The sequence below is a fragment of the Microcystis sp. M165S2 genome, from assembly GCF_020245885.1.
GTDB lineage: Bacteria > Cyanobacteriota > Cyanobacteriia > Cyanobacteriales > Microcystaceae > Microcystis.
Genome location: NZ_JADBTZ010000382.1, coordinates 1 through 15577, shown reverse-complemented (window position 1 = coordinate 15577; position 15577 = coordinate 1). Strand labels below are relative to the sequence as shown.

Sequence of the window (15577 nt, the reverse complement as noted above, 5' to 3'; positions counted from 1 at the left end):
TTATGACCAGGGCGATAAATTTCTCTATTATCGTTCGCTGCCGGAATTTCAAGAATATATTCTGATCAGTCAAAGTCGTCCCTATGTCATGCAGTATAACAAAACTGAAGAAAATAAATGGTTATTAACGGAATACGAGGGAGAAAATGCTAGTTTATCTTTAACTTCTGTCAATTTTGATCTCAGTTTTCAGGAAATTTATCAAGGAGTGATATTTAACGATTTGCCTTGAATTTTCGTTTTTTTGCCAGTATTCTCGGCAAGGAAGTCCAGAAATCTGTCTCTACAGGCCTAATTTCGCCGCTAAAGCGATCGCTACTGGGAAAATGCGATGTTCTTGCACTTGAATGCGTTCGTGGAGACTGGCGGCGGTATCATCGGGGAGAATGGGAACCACTGCTTGCATTAAAATTGGGCCACTATCTACCTCTGCGCGAGCGATATGCACAGTACATCCGGTCACTTTTACCCCCGCAGCTAAAGCTTGTTCCACGGCACGCACACCTTTAAAACTGGGTAGTAAACTAGGATGGATATTGATCACGCGATCGGGAAAAGCATCTAGTAAAACCGGGGCGACAATTCGCATCCAGCCCGCCATAATTACCCATTTTACGCCGTATTCTTGGAAAGTTTTGACTATAGCTCGATCGAGTTCTTCTCTGGGTTTAAATTGACGATGATCGAGGAAAACTGCGGGGATATTGTAGTCATCGGCTCTTTCTTTTACCTTGGCATCGGGATTATTGTAGATGAGGACAGAAATCTCGGCATTTAGCTGTTTTTTGGCGATCGCTGCTGCCAAAACAGCAAAATTGGAACCACTACCAGAAGCCATCACTCCTAAAGAGAGGGTTTCCTCTAGGGGAATATCGGCCAAACTAAGATCGGGAGAAATTAAACTTGGGGAAATTGTCATCATATTTTATAACCGAGTTCGAGTGCATTGCAAAAGCTATTGAGGCGATTCAGCAAAGCATTATAGTAAGAATAAGCATCATCCCGTTCCTCTTGGAGATAAGCATACAAGGTTAGCTCTGGCTCTGAAGCTAGGTGATTTTTGGGGATATCGAAACCGACTTCCGTTAGGCGGGTCGATGCGATCGCAACTAGCAACGCCCCAATAGTATTGGACTCACCATTGTGAAGATCCCTCAGTCCGGGTAAGATGATCTCGGCTCCTGGCAACTCATTGAGATTCATGATTGCTCCTGCTGTGGTTTATCTTGAAAACGTGCCATGAAGTTCTCGACTCTGCTTCTCAGCACATCAGGGTTAAGGGAGGGGAATCGGATTAGTTCCGGTGCAATCGCTTCAAAGCATTCCCCTAGCTCATTCAAAGAGAATAATTTGTGTTCGTACATAGCTTCAATATCTTTCAAGTCACGGTCAAATCCTCTCGATAGTTTAGAAAGAGCTTGGGCTGTAAAATCATAGTGATAGAAAGAAATTTGACCTCGTTTGCCAATAAATACGCTTCGCTCGCGCCATCCCGGAATAGGGGGCAGAAAATCCTGCGGAGATGCCAGTTCAATGTTGATGTTCAATTCTTTTTTCAGCTTGGCGATCGCTGGAAAAATGCCCGGTGGTTCGGGATCTAGACGGATATCCACATCGACTGTGGAATTGCGCCATCCCACCAGTAAGGCACTCGCTCCACCTGTAAAGTAGATAGTGCCTGAACCCTGAGCTTCTTTACCTAAGATTTGCATTAGGCGTTCTAACTTCTGAGCGTCAACGTTTGCACGCATTTTTTGGCCGTGATTATCTGCCTCAAGTTACCAGTTTAGTTTAGTGCCTACTCAAAAGTAAATTCTACAACTGAATCGAAAAAATCCCCATCCCCCTATCTGCCCTATTCGCGTTGTTTCAATCCGGTTTCAATAGCGGCAATTACTGTATCGAGGACTTTAACACGGGCGAAATACTTATCATTTGCCGCCACAATCGTCCAGGGGGCGACGGGGGTGCTAGTACGGGCTACCATGTGATTAACTGCCACATGGTAGAGGGGCTGTTTTTCTCGATTGCGCCAATCTTCATCGGTGAGTTTATGTTGGCGATAGGGGTTATTTTGGCGTTCCTCGAAACGATTTAACTGTTCTTCCGGGCTAATATGTAACCAGAATTTGACTAAAACACAGCCAGAATGGGTTAATTGCGCCTCAAACTCGTTAATTTCTTGATAGGATCGTCGCCACTCCATATCTTTAGCGAATCCTTCCACTCTCTCCACTAAAACCCGTCCATACCAACTGCGATCGAATATACCGATAGTTTTGGCCGCGGGCAATTTCCGCCAGAAGCGCCAGAGATAATGATAGCGGTGTTCTTCCTCCGTCGGGGCAGCAAAGGGAATAACTTGGTAACTGCGAGGATCGAGGGTATCGGTTAAGCGTTTGATTGCCCCACCTTTGCCAGCGGCATCCCAACCCTCAAACAGGACTAAAACGGGGATATTTGCCTGAAAAATCTTTAATTGCAGTTTTCTTAATTCTACCTGTGCCTCACGCAAACGGATTTTATAGTCTTCTTTCTCTAGTTTGGCACTTAAATCTACTCTCGCCAGATAATCGGGTTCCGTGGGCAGTAATCGGGCTTGGGGTGGTAGATTGGCAGGAGGTTCGATCGGTAATTGGCGCTGATCCAAAGCTTGAGCGATCGTACCAACTAATTGGGAGAGAACTTTTACCCGGGCCCAACGTTGACAGTTGCCCTCCACCAATGTCCAAGGGGCGGCCCCCGTGCTAGTGTAGGTAATCATTTCCTCGGCTAAACTGGCATACTCATCATAACGTTTGGCCTGTTGCCAATCTTCCGGACGCACGCGCCAAGATTCTAGCTCATTTTCGGCGTATTCTTTGATGCGTGACTTTAATTCCTTTTGACTAAGGTGAATCCAGAATTTAGCGATTGCGACCCCATCATCAAATAATTGTCGCTCAAAGGTGTTGATATCGCGCATGACTAGGGGAATCTGGGAGGAGGGCAATTTGTTCAAGAGTCGATCCTCTAGTAGATGAGTGTACCAACTGTGATAAAAAATGCCGATACTGCCTTTTGCTGGCAGTTTTTGCCAAAATCTCCACAAAAACGGGTAACTTTCCTCTTGGGAGGAAGGGGTTAAAATGGGATGGACGGTAAAACCGCGAGGATCCATATAGTTAACCATTTTTTTGACTAAAGTTCCCTTCCCTGCCGCTGCCCAACCTTCCAAAACCACCACCACGGGTAATTTACACTCCCAACAGGACTGCTGTAGCGATCGCAGTTGTTCCATTAAATCTTTAATTTGTGATTGATAAGTTTCTTTGTCAAGGGAAAGAGATAGATCGAGGGGACTTAACATGATGGTCAACTAAAAGGAAAATTAGGGTATAAAGTTATAGACAAGTCAATTTCAAATAGGTATGATCGCGTGTCTCAAGTTAAACCTACCATTCTCGTTACTGGCGGTGCGGGTTATATTGGTTCCCATGCGGTTCTAGCGCTCAAAAATGCCAGTTATTCCGTCATCGTACTCGATAATTTATCCTACGGTCACGCCGAAATCATTAAGGATATATTAAAAGTTGAGTTAATTGTCGGTGATACTAGGGATCGATCGCTGCTCGATAATTTATTCGCTAGTCGCAATATTGCCGCCGTCATGCACTTTGCCGCTTTTATTGCGGTGGGAGAATCGGTGCAGCAACCGGCTATTTACTATCAAAATAATGTTAGTGGTAGTCTGACTCTTTTGCAAGCGATGATCGCCGCCGATGTGAAGAAATTTGTTTTTTCTTCCACCTGTGCTATTTATGGAATGCCCAAGGAAATTCCCATGACGGAAAATCATCCCCATCATCCCCTCAGTCCCTACGCTGCCAGTAAGGAAATGGTGGAACAAATTCTTCGGGATTTTGATCCGGCCTACGGTTTAAAATCGGTGGCTTTCCGTTATTTTAATGCTTCAGGAGCCGACCCCAGTGGTTTATTAGGGGAAGATCACCAACCGGAAACCCATTTAATTCCCCTGGCTTTATTAACTGCCCTGAAAAAACGTGATTCCCTGTCAATTTTCGGCACGGATTATGATACTCCCGATGGCACTGCTGTTCGCGATTATATCCATGTTAATGATTTAGCCCAAGCTCACGTTTTAGGCTTAGAATATCTCTTAAATGGGGGCGAAAGTAATGTGTTTAATTTGGGCAATGGTAACGGTTTTTCTGTGCGCGAAGTGATTGAAACAGCGCGAGCGGTAACTGGTTTAGGTATTCCCGTAATCGAAAGTCCCAGAAGGGCAGGCGATGCCCCTATTTTAATCGGCAGTAGCGATAAAGCCAAACAGGTTCTCGGTTGGCATCCCCAATATGCCGATCTCAAGGTAATAGTTGAACACGCCTGGAATTGGCATCAAAAAAGACACGCTTAACAGCGATCGAGTGCTAAACTTTAATCTTATAAGATTGAACAGTTCTATCAGTCGATAACAGTAAAAAACTACTAAGTAGGTGGGTGGAATTAAATATAAGATCAACGTAGAAACCCAACGCCCGCATAGTTTACGAAGTGGGCTAACACATCCTACAAATAATTGTGCCTCCCTACTTAGAGGCTGATAGTTTACTGCTATAAGCTTCTCTAGAATCCTCTCGAATACCTTGCTATGAATAACAAAATAATCTTAACATTTATAGGCTTGACTTTTTTAGCAAGTTGTGCTGATAGTAAACAGTTTCAATGTCAAAAAATCTATCGGATTGCCAACGAAGTAGCCCAAGAAACCAAATCCTTAACCAACGGTCAAGGGAGAGAAATTGACCAAAAAAGTTGGCTATTAGCCGCCGATAAAATCGAACAGGCCGCAGAAAATATGAAAAAATTAGCCCTGAAGGATACCGAACTCGATAAATATAAGACTGCTTTCGCTCAAGTTTACGAAGATTATGCCACGGCCACTCGTGAGATAATTCAAGTTATCGAAACTCGCGATAAAAACGGGGCAAAATTAGCACAGGAAAAGGTAAGAAAGGCCGGACAATTAGAAAAAGAAACTGGCGAAGCTTTTAATACCTATTGTCAAGCACAGTAAAGCAGTTATCAGTTATCAGTTATCAGTTATCAGTTAGAAGGTATTGGGGTTTTGGGGTATTAGTTAAAATTTCCCCATTTCCCCATTGCCCTATCTCCCCATCACCTCACTCCTATACTTTAGGGTTTAATCGCATACAAAGTGCCGACATTTTTACTGCGAGGCATCCGGGAGAAGATGATAAAACCGAATTCTTGCAGATGCTTAACTAAAGCATCGGGACCCTTTTTATGCCATTCCATCATGATAATTTTCATCTGTCCCAATTGACCAGTTGCCGCTAAAGAATCGAGGATTTCGTATTCGGAACCTTCACAATCAATCTTGGCAACTATATCGATGTCGGGATAATCAGAGGTAATACCTTTAAACACATCGGTGAAAGGTTTAAGAATTAAATTGGCTGTAGCGGTTTGTTTCGAGGCAAAAGGTTTTAATTGCTCGTCAATTCCCGTAATTCCGACACTCCCTTTGACAGCATAATCATATTCTACTTGAATAATTTCATCCCGAGCGCCGACTCCATAATCAAAAGCTTTAATCTTCTCCGCTAGATTAGGATTGAGGGCAAAATTTCTTAAAGCTTGGTCGTAGGTAGCCTTAAAAGGTTCGTAACTATAGACAGCTTTTACATTAGCTCGATTGGCAAAAAAGAGACTAGCAAAACCCGTATTCATACCAATATCGATCGCTACACAGGGCTTATCATAGAGGAAATTATATACACCTAAAAGAAAAATTTCATGGACGATATCTAAATCCTGTCCCGTCTCGATAATTAACTTAACTCCATCGATCTCGATAATTAATTCCTGTTGCTCATCGATATAAAATTTACAATCAGCTAGAGCTTTTAGTGCGTTAGCTTTGTTAAAAACTTTGCTACCCAAGAGGAAATCCTGCTTATTTTTGCTTAAACTGAGCCCTAATGGTTTGTAAAAAAGTTGACCAGACTTAGTATCATATTCTACATAATTGGGATTAATATTATGCTCTGCCAACTGACTAGACCAATATTCATCGGTGATATGGGGGTAAGTCTTAAATTGCCGATAGCGTTTATGTACATCTAACAGTTTTTGGTAAAGCATTGCTTGTCTAGCCTCGATTTTTTAGGATGGATGAAGGTAATTTTATGGACAAGTCTGACAAAGTTTGATAGACTTGTCAAGAAAATCCCTCGTCTCTGAGCATCAGAAGTCAGGAAACCCATCTCAAACAAGGTAACACAGACCATCAGGAGTTAACACGCCTTGAATTACTCTGATTTTATATTTTGGTGGATATTAATCCTTTTTAGCGTTCCTTTCTTGACGGCACGCTATATAGCGAAGTCCTTCAATCTCTGGCGAGGTGTTTTTGATGGGGTGGGATTAGCGGTGCTGTCCCTAATCTTGTTTTATTACGCCAGTCGCACCAGTTTCCTCGTTTTCATCGTTTCTCTAGCCTTTAACTACATTATGGTCTGGCTAGTGCTGAAAATGAGCGGCTGGAAAGCGAATCTCCTAGCTACTATCGTTATCGTCATCGATATTCTTGTCCTGGCCTACTTCAAGTATTTCGGCTTTTTTGTGCAGGAAATCATCGGATTGTTCGTTTCTCTCCCCCCTAACTGGAAGGAACTTTCTCCGATTCCCGTGCCTAGCCAAATCCCACCGGGGGTATCCTTCTATACCTTCCAGATGGTGGCTTTCGTGGTGGACTCCCTACGGGAAAAGAAAAAGAAACCCCTAGCCGTCCTCGATTATGTCAATTTTATCTCCTTTTTCCCGCAAATTGTCGCAGGTCCGATCGAGCGTCGCCGGGATTTATTACCACAAATGGAGGGATTTCGCCTCAAATTTACAGGAGAAAACTTCGAGAAGGGTTTGCGTTGGCTTTCCCTCGGTTTATTTATGAAATTTGTCCTCGCCGATAACATTGCGCCCTACATCAAATTAGATAACATGATCGACAATGCTTGGTATATCTGGTTTGAGGCCTTTTTATTCAGCCTGAGAATCTATTTTGACTTCGGCGGTTATAGCTTTATTGCTGTTGGTTTAGCCTATTTTGTCGGGGTTAGATTGGAATTAAACTTTTTAGCACCCTACACATCCCAAAGTATTAACGAATTTTGGCGACGTTGGCATATTACCCTTAGCACTTGGTTTCGGGATTATGTGTTTTTACCCCTGATGGGTTCCAATAAAAATTGGGCGCCTTTTTATCTATTCATTACCTTTACTCTCTCTGGTTTCTGGCACGGTGCGGCCTGGAATTTCATCCTTTGGGGTGCTTACCACGGGGCATTATTATTATTACTGCGTTATCTAGGCCGACCTTTCTATGCTTTCGTCGGAAAATACGTTTCTCAGCCACAAATTGTCTCCTGGGCTTTAACGCAATTGGCTGTCATTTTTGGTTGTCTCTTTTTCATGGAGATTAACACCAGAAGATTAATCGGGAAAATGTTGGTAATCGCCAATCCTTTCAATTATTCCTTAGCTAATATCGGAGAAATTTTTAGTTCCTATAGTCTCAATCAAGGAGCAGTTTTAAGCGTTGCTTTAGTTCTTGGTATCATTGTTTTAATCCTCGAACATCTGGCTATTGCCCAGAAAAAATTTGAATATGAGCTATTGTTATCCCCTTGGCTGTCTAAAATATTGCTGGGTTTAACTATTCTCCTAGCTTCCACTAATACCGGTGACTTTATTTACTTTGAATTCTGATGAATACTAAATCCTTTAACATTTTCCCATGGTTAGCTTCTGTGGGAGTCGCTTGGTCCCTCGGCTTTGTTTACAATGTCATCTACGGTGGCGAATTAAGCTGGTTGCGGATGATGTACGAGGAAAAATCAGCGATCGCAGCTAGGGTCGAAGGACCGCGGCGTTTAATCGTCACGGCAGGATCGGGGGCGCATTATACCATAAATTCGGAATTAATGGCCAAAGAATTGGGAATGCCCGTGGTTAACTTCGGTTTACAGGGGGATATCGGGTTAAATGTCATTGCCGCTATGATTCTCGAAAAAGCGCGCCAAGGAGACGTAATTCTGCTGATTCCTGAATATCTCATGCTCATGGATGAGGACGGTTTTAATCGCGGCGAAGGACTTTGGGGATCCGCACCTTTTAGCGTCGCTATTGGCAAACCCGGGTTAGGTGGGATACCTTTAAAAACCATGATCGAGGATACTTGGTTATTAGGTATTCCGGGGATGCCTGCCGTCACTAAATCGATGGTTGATTTATTCACCAAAGGCAGAATGACGGGTTATCTTTCCGATCCAATTACTGACAGAGGCGATCCGACTATAGTTAAGGAAAGAAAAGCGAAATGGTGGCAAATGACCTTTGATACTCCTGCCTCTGCTCACTCGATTAAAGTGATTGAAAAGCTCAAGAAAGATTTAGAAGCAAAAGGGGCGACTTTAGTGGTTTCTTTGCCCTGGGTTTATGCTAAAAATGATAGTAAAACCCTTGCTAATATTCGCAAATCGGCTGAAGAACTAAGTCGGGTTGTGCCAACAATTTATGACCCAAAAGACTTGAATATTAAGACCGATTCTACTATTTTTGCTGACACTCACTATCATCTTTTGCCCCCAGGGAGAATTATTCGTTCAGAACAATTGGTTTCGGAACTGAAACCCATCTTAAACACAACTGAGAATAAAAATCCATGAATAAACCTATAACTAAGATTTGCATTCTGGGGGGGGGTTTTGGAGGGTTATACACGGCACTCGATCTGAGTCGATTAACAGCAGTAAAATCGGGTCAATGGCAAATAACTTTAGTCGAACCGAAAGACCATTTTCTCTTTACTCCCCTTCTCTATGAACTAATTACAGAAGAATTACAACGCTGGGAAATTGCCCCCTCCTACCGTCAATTATTAACAGGAACTCAGGTTAATTTAAAAACTCAAAAAGCCAGTAATATTGACTTAAACAATCATCGAGTATATTTAGAAAATGAGGAAGTTATAGATTATGATAACCTCGTTTTAGCGGTGGGAGTTCGCAATCGTTGGCCGGCTATACTGGGATTAGCCGATTATGGGCTGACTTTTCGGAGTTTAGAGGATGTGGAAAGATTACAAACGGCAATTCATGACTTAGAAACTCAAGGAAAATCCTCAATTAATTTAGCCATTATTGGCGGCGGTCCTAATGGGGTAGAATTAGCCTGTAAGGTGGCTGATCGTTTAGGAAAAAAAGGCAAAGTTCATCTAGTGGAAAAGAACGAGGAAATACTGCAAAACTTCCCTAAATCGGTGCGTGTTGCTTCCTATCGTTCCCTTTTAGCCAAGAATGTTAATCTCTATTTAAACACAGGATTAAAGGAAGTTGCAGCTAATTCCATAACCGTATTTAAAGATAATACAAATGAAGTCATCTCCATTGATTTATTATTGTGGACAGCAGGAACCCAAGCACAGGATTGGATCAATAATTTAGATTGTCAGAAAACAGCACAAGGCAAATTATTAACCCGTTCCAGTTTACAATTAATCGACTATCCTGAAGTTTTTGCCGTTGGGGATATAGCCGAAATTTATCCTAGTAAACAGGTAATTCCTGCCACAGCACAAGCAGCCTATCAAGCAGCCAGTGTAGTAGCCAAAAATATCTCGGCAGTGATCAGAAAAAAATCGCCCCAACCCTATTATTATCTGCATTTAGGAGATATGTTAACCTTGGGCAAAAAATCAGCCCTTGTCTCCAGTTTTGGCATTAATATTAGTGGTAAATTAGCCGATATAATGCGTCGCTTTGTCTATATTCTGCGTTTACCCAGCAAACGCCATCAGTTGAAAGTGTTTCGACATTGGGCAAAAAAAATTCTTCTCCGACTCCGTGATTCACAGGTGTTATCTAATACTAAATCCGTTGAGTATAGGCTACATATCAGGAGAGGCAAAAGGCAAAAGGGAGAATAAATAATCAGCTCCAACCGGGTTGTTAGCCCTTACACAATTGGCTACAATAGCCCTACACAAGCTACGAGAGAAAAGTATGCCTGAATTAAAAATTAGCATTAGTGAGGCTGCTCACAAAACGCTGTTAGCACTCGTTGACTCCTCTGGGGATACGCTCCCAACAGTATTAGACAAAGCCATCGAAAATTATCGCAGATATGTTTTTCTAGTTCAAGCGAATGAAGCCTTCGCCGCCTTAAGGAAGAATGAGACTTTATGGCAAGAGGAAATTTCTGAAAGGCAGACATGGGAGCAAACTCTCGCTGATGGAGTAGAAGGGTAGTGGCAGAAATTACCAGAGGAGAAATATGGCTAGCAGATCTTAATCCAGTAAGGGGGCATGAACAGGCTGGTAAGCGTCCATGTTTAGTGATTTCAGCAGACCTGTTTAATCAGGGTGCATCTGGCTTAGTTGTTGTTTTGCCAGTAACTTCTAAAGACAAAGGAATCCCTTTCCACATAAAAGTGGAACCTCCAGAGGGAGGAGTGAAAATGCCAAGTTTTATCAAGTGCGAGGACGTAAGATCAATCTCAGTAGAACGACTTGAGAAGCGATGGGGAACTGTATCCTCAGAAACCCTGGCATTGGTTGAAGACAGACTGAGAATCTTAATGGGACTGTAATGAAGATAGTTTCACCAATTTGCGCTCCAAGCCCAGGTTTTAGTTTGCATTCTTCCACTGTTCCAATGCCACCTTCAAGACTGATTCGAGCCAATTATTTTTATTAATAAATATTTTACACAATTCATACCAGGTAAGCAAGAGGGCTACGGCACTACTACCGAATCATTACCCTAAAGCAATCCCTCCAACCCCATCTAGGGGTGCTACCCAGTGGCTTCGGCATCGCAACTAAACTCACAGTTTCAATCAATCTGCATGGTGCGTTCCCCAAAATCGATCGGTGGAGCAGTAGGATCCAGATTAGGGAACGCACCCTACAAGATCGGCGATCGCACCACCTAATTTTCAGGGAAAAAGTACCTGAATTTTCACCCCGATCATTCCAATGGCTGGCACTTTTTGAGGGTAAAAAAGTCTAAAAGTCTTATACAACAAGGTTTTTAGATTTATTCAGCAAACCCTAGTTAGACAGCGCAATTAAGTTCATTTATTAAGCTCGCCAAACTTAGCTTTTTTAAGCTTCTCATATTTTTTTTGCAACTCTCGAAAGTTATTTTCAACTAACGGGAAAATTTTTTCGGGAAACGGCTCATTTAGATCAATTGGATTAAATCTCTGAAGTTCTTTTATAGAACGAATTGTTTTATAAACCTCAACGTGCTTGATATACTTCAGAAACTCATTGATCAATTCTTTACTGTTAGCAGAATCACCTACGAAATGAATTTTGGACTCTATGATTTCAACTATCTCTTGGTGATTCTTAAGAATGAAATCTTTCTCTATGGCTTCGCTTGCGGCTTCAGGTAAAGTATTTTTTTCGGCACTCAAAGACTTTATTCGCTTCCACATCACATTGTCTTTTTCTAGTCTTAAATATATAGGCCAGTAAAACTCGGAAATCTGTCTTTCTATAAACTCAAGTTCTGCATTGTATCGAGACATAGCAAGCTGATTTTCCAACTCAGCAATTAATTGCCTCTGACGATATTTTTCGTTGGTCTCATTTTTAAATATCTCGAATCTTCTATTTACCCAATAGCCTGCAAAAAAAACAATGCCACCAAGTATAAATTTCTCAATGACCAATACTATTAACTTTTCTATGAAATTTTTAGACATAGCCAGTTGAAGACTCTCCTTTTGAAATACTTCATACTTACACAATTTAACCTTTAACCACATCAGCTAAAAGCTTTCGCCTACTGAATCATTAATATACCTAAACAGTCACTTAACTATGTCCCTACATTTAGTTCAGCGGCATAACTAGGGATTATACGAAAACTTTCCGCATAAAACTCTCCAGAGTAACGATATAGGTCAACTTTCGGCATTTTAGGCGCAATCGCCAGAACTTTTCCCTATATTACGCCCAAAAGCGTGTTAGCCAGATTAGTTTACTGCAAACAATCTCCTTTAAGGAGACTTATCACAGAATCCTCCTGGAGTTCTAGCAAAGATCCTTAGATATGACTGCACTTTGTCACAAAACTTCACTATTATTTTGACACTTTTAATAGTTGGAGAGGAAACATTAATCGCCAAGTCTGGTCAATTTTTGTCCAAAGCATTTCAGGAAATGACCTGAATAAATAGCCAGACATAGCGCTATTTTCTTTGTTCCCAAAAAGCTGGACATCCTCGCGCTTTTGGCAAATTTAAGACTATTGAATAGGGGAAATTAACCGATAATTAATAACTTGTTGGGGTGCGTTAATTTAAGCATCAACACACCCTAACTGTGTATTAATGCAAGAAATGACGAATGCCTGTTAAGACCATAATTAAACCTAACTCATTAGCGGCTTTAATTGAATCCTGATCTTTTAAAGAACCTCCCGGTTGAACAATTGCCTCGATACCAAACTGGGCCGCCGTACAAACAGAATCATCAAAAGGGAAAAAACCATCACTAGCTAAATAGCCCCCTTTGGCTGCTTCTCCCGCTTGTTCAAGGGCAATTTTTACCGAACCAACGCGATTCATTTGCCCCGCACCAACACCTAAAGTAGTTTGATTTTTGGTCACTACAATAGCGTTAGATTTAACGTGCTTAGATACCTTCCAAGCAAACAGTAATTCCGCTAATTGTGCGGGGGTGGGTTGTTTTTCCGTCACCACGCGCCACTCGTCCGGGGTTTCTATCACGTCATCCGATGCTTGCACTAGAAAACCGCCGGCGATAACTTTTACCGTTTGTTTTTCCCCCTGACTTAAATCTGGTAGGGTTAAAATCCTTACTTTTGACTTTTTAGCGAGGATATCCCGGGCGACTGGGCTACAATCGGGCGCAACCACGCATTCTAGGAAGGTTTTCGTTAATTCTTTAGCGGTTGCTTCATCTATGGCTTGATTTAGGGCAACAATACCCCCAAAAGCGGAGGTAGAATCGGCATTAAAAGCTTTAGTATAAGCTTCCACTAAACTACCACCGATCGCCACCCCACAGGGATTAGTGTGTTTCAGGATGGCGGCGGCAGGTTCTTCTGGTCCGAATTCGGCGATTAAACGGCGGGCTGCTTCTAAATCGACTAAATTGTTATAACTTAGTTCTTTTCCCTGTAATAAGGTCGCTTTTGCCCAACCTTGAGCCGTTGTACCGCTGCCGTACCAACTGGCACTTTGGTGGGGATTTTCGCCGTAACGGAGGGTTTGCAGGGCATTTCCTGCCAAATTAAAGCGAGTCGTTTCCCCGTTTAAGCTGGCGAAATAGGATGCGATCGCACCATCGTAGGCATTGGTTAAAGCGAAGGTTTCCCCCGCCATTTTTTGACGGAATTCTCGGGAGATTTCGCCGTTATTTTGCCGTAATTGGCTTAAATACTGCTCGTAATACTTCGGGTTACTGATGACAGTCAAATGGGCGAAATTTTTAGCTGCGGCGCGTAACATCGCCGGACCACCGATATCGATTTGTTCGATCGCCTGAGCAGTGGTAACATCAGGATTAGCGATCGTCTGTTCAAAGGGATAGAGATTAACCACCACCAAATCAAAAGGACGAATTTGATTAGCCTCCATTTCCGCTAAATCTGACTCCCAATCCCGTCTAGCCAAAATACCGCCATGGATGCGAGGATGGAGAGTTTTCACCCTTCCGCCCAAGATTTCAGGAGAGCCTGTATATTCTCCCACTTTAATCACGGGAATTCCCGCCGATTGGAGCGTTTTTGCGGTTCCTCCACTGCTAATAATTTCAAAATCAAATTCTTCTGTTAGCTGACGGGCAAAGTCAACTATTCCGGTTTTGTCAGTGACGCTGATCAGCGCTAAACGTCCCATAGTAGTGATCTATAAGCAACAATTTCAGTATATCCCAGCCCTAACCCGTTAAAAATTAAAAAAAGTAGGTTAGTAAATAATCAGCTGCTTCTATATTTTCGTCTCTCAAATATCAACTTATGCCAAGGGAATTTTTAAACTCCTCCTGGAAAGATTTAGTCTGACTTGTTAAAAAATACAAGATTTTTCAGGGGGGCAATTCAAGTCTGAATTGCATCACTGTCTGATCTACCTTCATAGAATACCTCATTCGGGGTACGATAGTCAAGACATTTTCGAGGACGATTGTTAATTAAGTTTACGGCTCTTTCTACCTCCTCTGGCTTAACAATTTTCAAATTCGTTCCCTTGGGAAAGAATTGTCTTAACAGTCCCTTGGTATGCTCGTTTAATCCCCTCTCCCAAGAATGATAAGGAGTAGCACTCATAAAAATCTGCTCCTAGTTTCTTCACGAGACTCTTGATGTCCACAAAATTCTTTGACCTTGTCACAATTAAAGGTTTTTCTTTTGTCAGGGGGAATCTCTTGGAAAAGTTGTTCGGTGACAAGGGTTGATTTCCGATGCGGTTTTGTTTTTGGCTAATCCTGCTACTAAAAATTTCGAGGCTTTGTCCACATGAGTAACGAGAACTCCTAGATGATTTCCTCCAATCATTGTGTCACTTTCCCAATGACCGATTTCGGTTTTCTGGTCAGCAATTGCTGGTCGCTCGCAGATATCTACACGCCCGGTCATCCCTCCAAGCTTGCTTTTGGCTCCATTTCGACTCTTTCTTTATCCTCGTCTGGCCGCGTAGGTATTCTTGATACTTTCCACAGTCTCGATAGTTTTGATAGATCATTTGATAGATGGTTTCGTGACTGAGAGATTCTTGACTGGCTCTTTTCAGACGACCCACTATTTGTTCGGGGCTATGATAATCTTTTAATCCTTTTTTCACCAACTCTAAGGTAGCCTTGCTGACATTTTTAAAGGGTTGTTTGGCATTTTTTCGGCGCGTCTCGCTTTGAGCTTGTGCTGTGTCAGGTAGATAGGGAGCATCTCACTTATGCAATGAGTATTAATGCTTATAGCCGTCAAAAACTAGAACATCTTCAACTTGAGCACAAAGAGAAATGAGATTATAATAGTTATAACTGGCAATTCAGAATATAGCTCGATGGGAGGAATAATGCAATGTTATCAGAAAATGAAAAAAGAATTCAAGAGTTATCCCGAGAGTTGGGAGCGTGTCTCTATGAGCAATCCCAAATTAAGAAATTTAATAACTTGGGAGAAATAGAGGAGACGGTCAGAGATTTAATGATTGGTGTATGTTAACCCAGAAATCGGTATTTTTTTATCAAAACAAGCACAGAAGAAACCGCCGGTCGGACGAGAAAAGTGAAAAGTATTTTGGGGGAATTACCAATTACAGAAAAACAAGCGAAGAAGTTAGAAGTAAAGCCTCGGACTCAGATGAGTCCAATGTTAGAGAAGAACTGTTTGCTATTAAGTGGCGATGAATCCGATGAGAAATCGGCGCAGAAAATCAAATCATTGACAGGGATTGCTGTTTCTCACAGTACCCAACAACGCCTCGTACATCGCTATCATTTTGAAGAATTACCGTCTA

Annotated in this window: 14 protein-coding genes and 3 pseudogenes; 9 read left to right on the top strand and 8 right to left on the bottom strand. The window is 42.1% G+C overall.

From position 1 onward, the window contains the following. Nucleotides 1-232 (top strand): annotated as a pseudogene (locus tag IM479_RS18995) (Uma2 family endonuclease); the annotation flags it as partial. A 51-nt stretch (nucleotides 233-283) separates the two neighbouring features. Here IM479_RS18995 and purN read toward each other — a convergent pair. The 4 genes from purN to pap form a co-directional block, all read right to left on the bottom strand. Continuing rightward, entirely contained in the window at nucleotides 284-922 is a 639-nt protein-coding gene (purN, locus tag IM479_RS18990; protein WP_286827028.1) for a phosphoribosylglycinamide formyltransferase, read from the bottom strand. After that, nucleotides 919-1203: a hypothetical protein gene (locus tag IM479_RS18985; protein WP_193957035.1), complete on the bottom strand. Its 285-nt coding sequence runs from the start codon at nucleotides 1201-1203 to the stop codon at nucleotides 919-921. The genes purN and IM479_RS18985 overlap by 4 nt, the downstream gene beginning before the upstream one ends. Next, nucleotides 1200-1751, bottom strand: a complete 552-nt coding sequence (locus IM479_RS18980) for a DUF6036 family nucleotidyltransferase (RefSeq protein WP_286827029.1) — start codon at nucleotides 1749-1751, stop codon at nucleotides 1200-1202. The genes IM479_RS18985 and IM479_RS18980 overlap by 4 nt, the downstream gene beginning before the upstream one ends. Before the next feature lie 104 nt (nucleotides 1752-1855). Beyond that, a complete protein-coding gene (gene pap / locus IM479_RS18975; RefSeq protein WP_286827030.1) occupies nucleotides 1856-3349 on the bottom strand; it encodes a polyphosphate:AMP phosphotransferase in 1494 nt (497 codons plus the stop codon). Between the two features lie 69 nt (nucleotides 3350-3418). Here pap and galE point away from each other — a divergent pair, with 69 nt between their 5' ends. Further along, nucleotides 3419-4417, top strand: coding sequence for a UDP-glucose 4-epimerase GalE (gene galE / locus IM479_RS18970; RefSeq protein WP_287687396.1), 999 nt, complete (start codon nucleotides 3419-3421; stop codon nucleotides 4415-4417). A 234-nt stretch (nucleotides 4418-4651) separates the two neighbouring features. Beyond that, nucleotides 4652-5077: a hypothetical protein gene (locus tag IM479_RS18965; RefSeq protein ID WP_286826349.1), complete on the top strand. Its 426-nt coding sequence runs from the start codon at nucleotides 4652-4654 to the stop codon at nucleotides 5075-5077. A 119-nt stretch (nucleotides 5078-5196) separates the two neighbouring features. Here IM479_RS18965 and IM479_RS18960 read toward each other — a convergent pair whose 3' ends face one another. Further along, nucleotides 5197-6168 carry an FkbM family methyltransferase gene (locus tag IM479_RS18960; protein ID WP_287687394.1) on the bottom strand — a complete coding sequence of 324 codons (972 nt, stop codon included), beginning with the start codon at nucleotides 6166-6168 and terminating at the stop codon, nucleotides 5197-5199. A gap of 162 nt (nucleotides 6169-6330) precedes the next feature. On the opposite strand from IM479_RS18960, the gene IM479_RS18955 reads away from it, so the two are divergent. The 5 genes from IM479_RS18955 to IM479_RS18935 all read left to right on the top strand — a co-directional run bounded on the left by IM479_RS18955 (nucleotide 6331) and on the right by IM479_RS18935 (nucleotide 10672). Next, complete coding sequence (locus tag IM479_RS18955) at nucleotides 6331-7791, top strand: MBOAT family O-acyltransferase (protein WP_287687392.1); 1461 nt, start codon at nucleotides 6331-6333, stop codon at nucleotides 7789-7791. Continuing rightward, nucleotides 7791-8750, top strand: a complete 960-nt coding sequence (locus IM479_RS18950) for a hypothetical protein (RefSeq protein ID WP_287687391.1) — start codon at nucleotides 7791-7793, stop codon at nucleotides 8748-8750. The genes IM479_RS18955 and IM479_RS18950 overlap by 1 nt, the downstream gene beginning before the upstream one ends. Next, entirely contained in the window at nucleotides 8747-10009 is a 1263-nt protein-coding gene (locus tag IM479_RS18945; RefSeq protein ID WP_287687389.1) for an NAD(P)/FAD-dependent oxidoreductase, read from the top strand. Before IM479_RS18950 ends, IM479_RS18945 begins: the two co-directional genes overlap by 4 nt. A gap of 76 nt (nucleotides 10010-10085) precedes the next feature. Further along, nucleotides 10086-10331, top strand: a complete 246-nt coding sequence (locus tag IM479_RS18940; RefSeq protein WP_002739747.1) for a hypothetical protein — start codon at nucleotides 10086-10088, stop codon at nucleotides 10329-10331. Further along, nucleotides 10331-10672, top strand: a complete 342-nt coding sequence (locus IM479_RS18935; RefSeq protein ID WP_012268344.1) for a type II toxin-antitoxin system PemK/MazF family toxin — start codon at nucleotides 10331-10333, stop codon at nucleotides 10670-10672. Before IM479_RS18940 ends, IM479_RS18935 begins: the two co-directional genes overlap by 1 nt. 486 nt (nucleotides 10673-11158) lie before the next feature. Here the strand turns inward: IM479_RS18935 and IM479_RS18930 are convergent, their stop codons facing one another. The 3 genes and pseudogenes from IM479_RS18930 to IM479_RS18920 form a co-directional block, all read right to left on the bottom strand. Continuing rightward, the gene (locus tag IM479_RS18930) at nucleotides 11159-11797 is read right to left on the bottom strand and encodes a hypothetical protein (protein WP_287687386.1); all 639 of its coding nucleotides are present in this window, start codon (nucleotides 11795-11797) and stop codon (nucleotides 11159-11161) included. 627 nt (nucleotides 11798-12424) lie between these two features. Beyond that, entirely contained in the window at nucleotides 12425-13960 is a 1536-nt protein-coding gene (gene purH / locus IM479_RS18925; RefSeq protein WP_287687384.1) for a bifunctional phosphoribosylaminoimidazolecarboxamide formyltransferase/IMP cyclohydrolase, read from the bottom strand. 200 nt (nucleotides 13961-14160) lie between these two features. Then, a pseudogene (locus IM479_RS18920) lies at nucleotides 14161-14995 on the bottom strand (IS30 family transposase); the annotation flags it as partial. 143 nt (nucleotides 14996-15138) lie between these two features. Here IM479_RS18920 and IM479_RS18915 point away from each other — a divergent pair. Further along, nucleotides 15139-15577, top strand: a pseudogene (locus IM479_RS18915) (ISKra4 family transposase); the annotation flags it as partial.

Coding starts and splice junctions, on each gene's coding strand:
- IM479_RS18960 (WP_287687394.1), bottom strand. CDS start 6,168: ATGCTTTACCAAAAACTGTTAGATGTACATAAACGCTATCGGCAATTT.
- pap (WP_286827030.1), bottom strand. CDS start 3,349: ATGTTAAGTCCCCTCGATCTATCTCTTTCCCTTGACAAAGAAACTTAT.
- purH (WP_287687384.1), bottom strand. CDS start 13,960: ATGGGACGTTTAGCGCTGATCAGCGTCACTGACAAAACCGGAATAGTT.
- IM479_RS18980 (WP_286827029.1), bottom strand. CDS start 1,751: ATGCGTGCAAACGTTGACGCTCAGAAGTTAGAACGCCTAATGCAAATC.
- IM479_RS18940 (WP_002739747.1), top strand. CDS start 10,086: ATGCCTGAATTAAAAATTAGCATTAGTGAGGCTGCTCACAAAACGCTG.
- purN (WP_286827028.1), bottom strand. CDS start 922: ATGATGACAATTTCCCCAAGTTTAATTTCTCCCGATCTTAGTTTGGCC.
- IM479_RS18965 (WP_286826349.1), top strand. CDS start 4,652: ATGAATAACAAAATAATCTTAACATTTATAGGCTTGACTTTTTTAGCA.
- IM479_RS18930 (WP_287687386.1), bottom strand. CDS start 11,797: ATGTCTAAAAATTTCATAGAAAAGTTAATAGTATTGGTCATTGAGAAA.
- IM479_RS18985 (WP_193957035.1), bottom strand. CDS start 1,203: ATGAATCTCAATGAGTTGCCAGGAGCCGAGATCATCTTACCCGGACTG.
- IM479_RS18945 (WP_287687389.1), top strand. CDS start 8,747: ATGAATAAACCTATAACTAAGATTTGCATTCTGGGGGGGGGTTTTGGA.
- IM479_RS18950 (WP_287687391.1), top strand. CDS start 7,791: ATGAATACTAAATCCTTTAACATTTTCCCATGGTTAGCTTCTGTGGGA.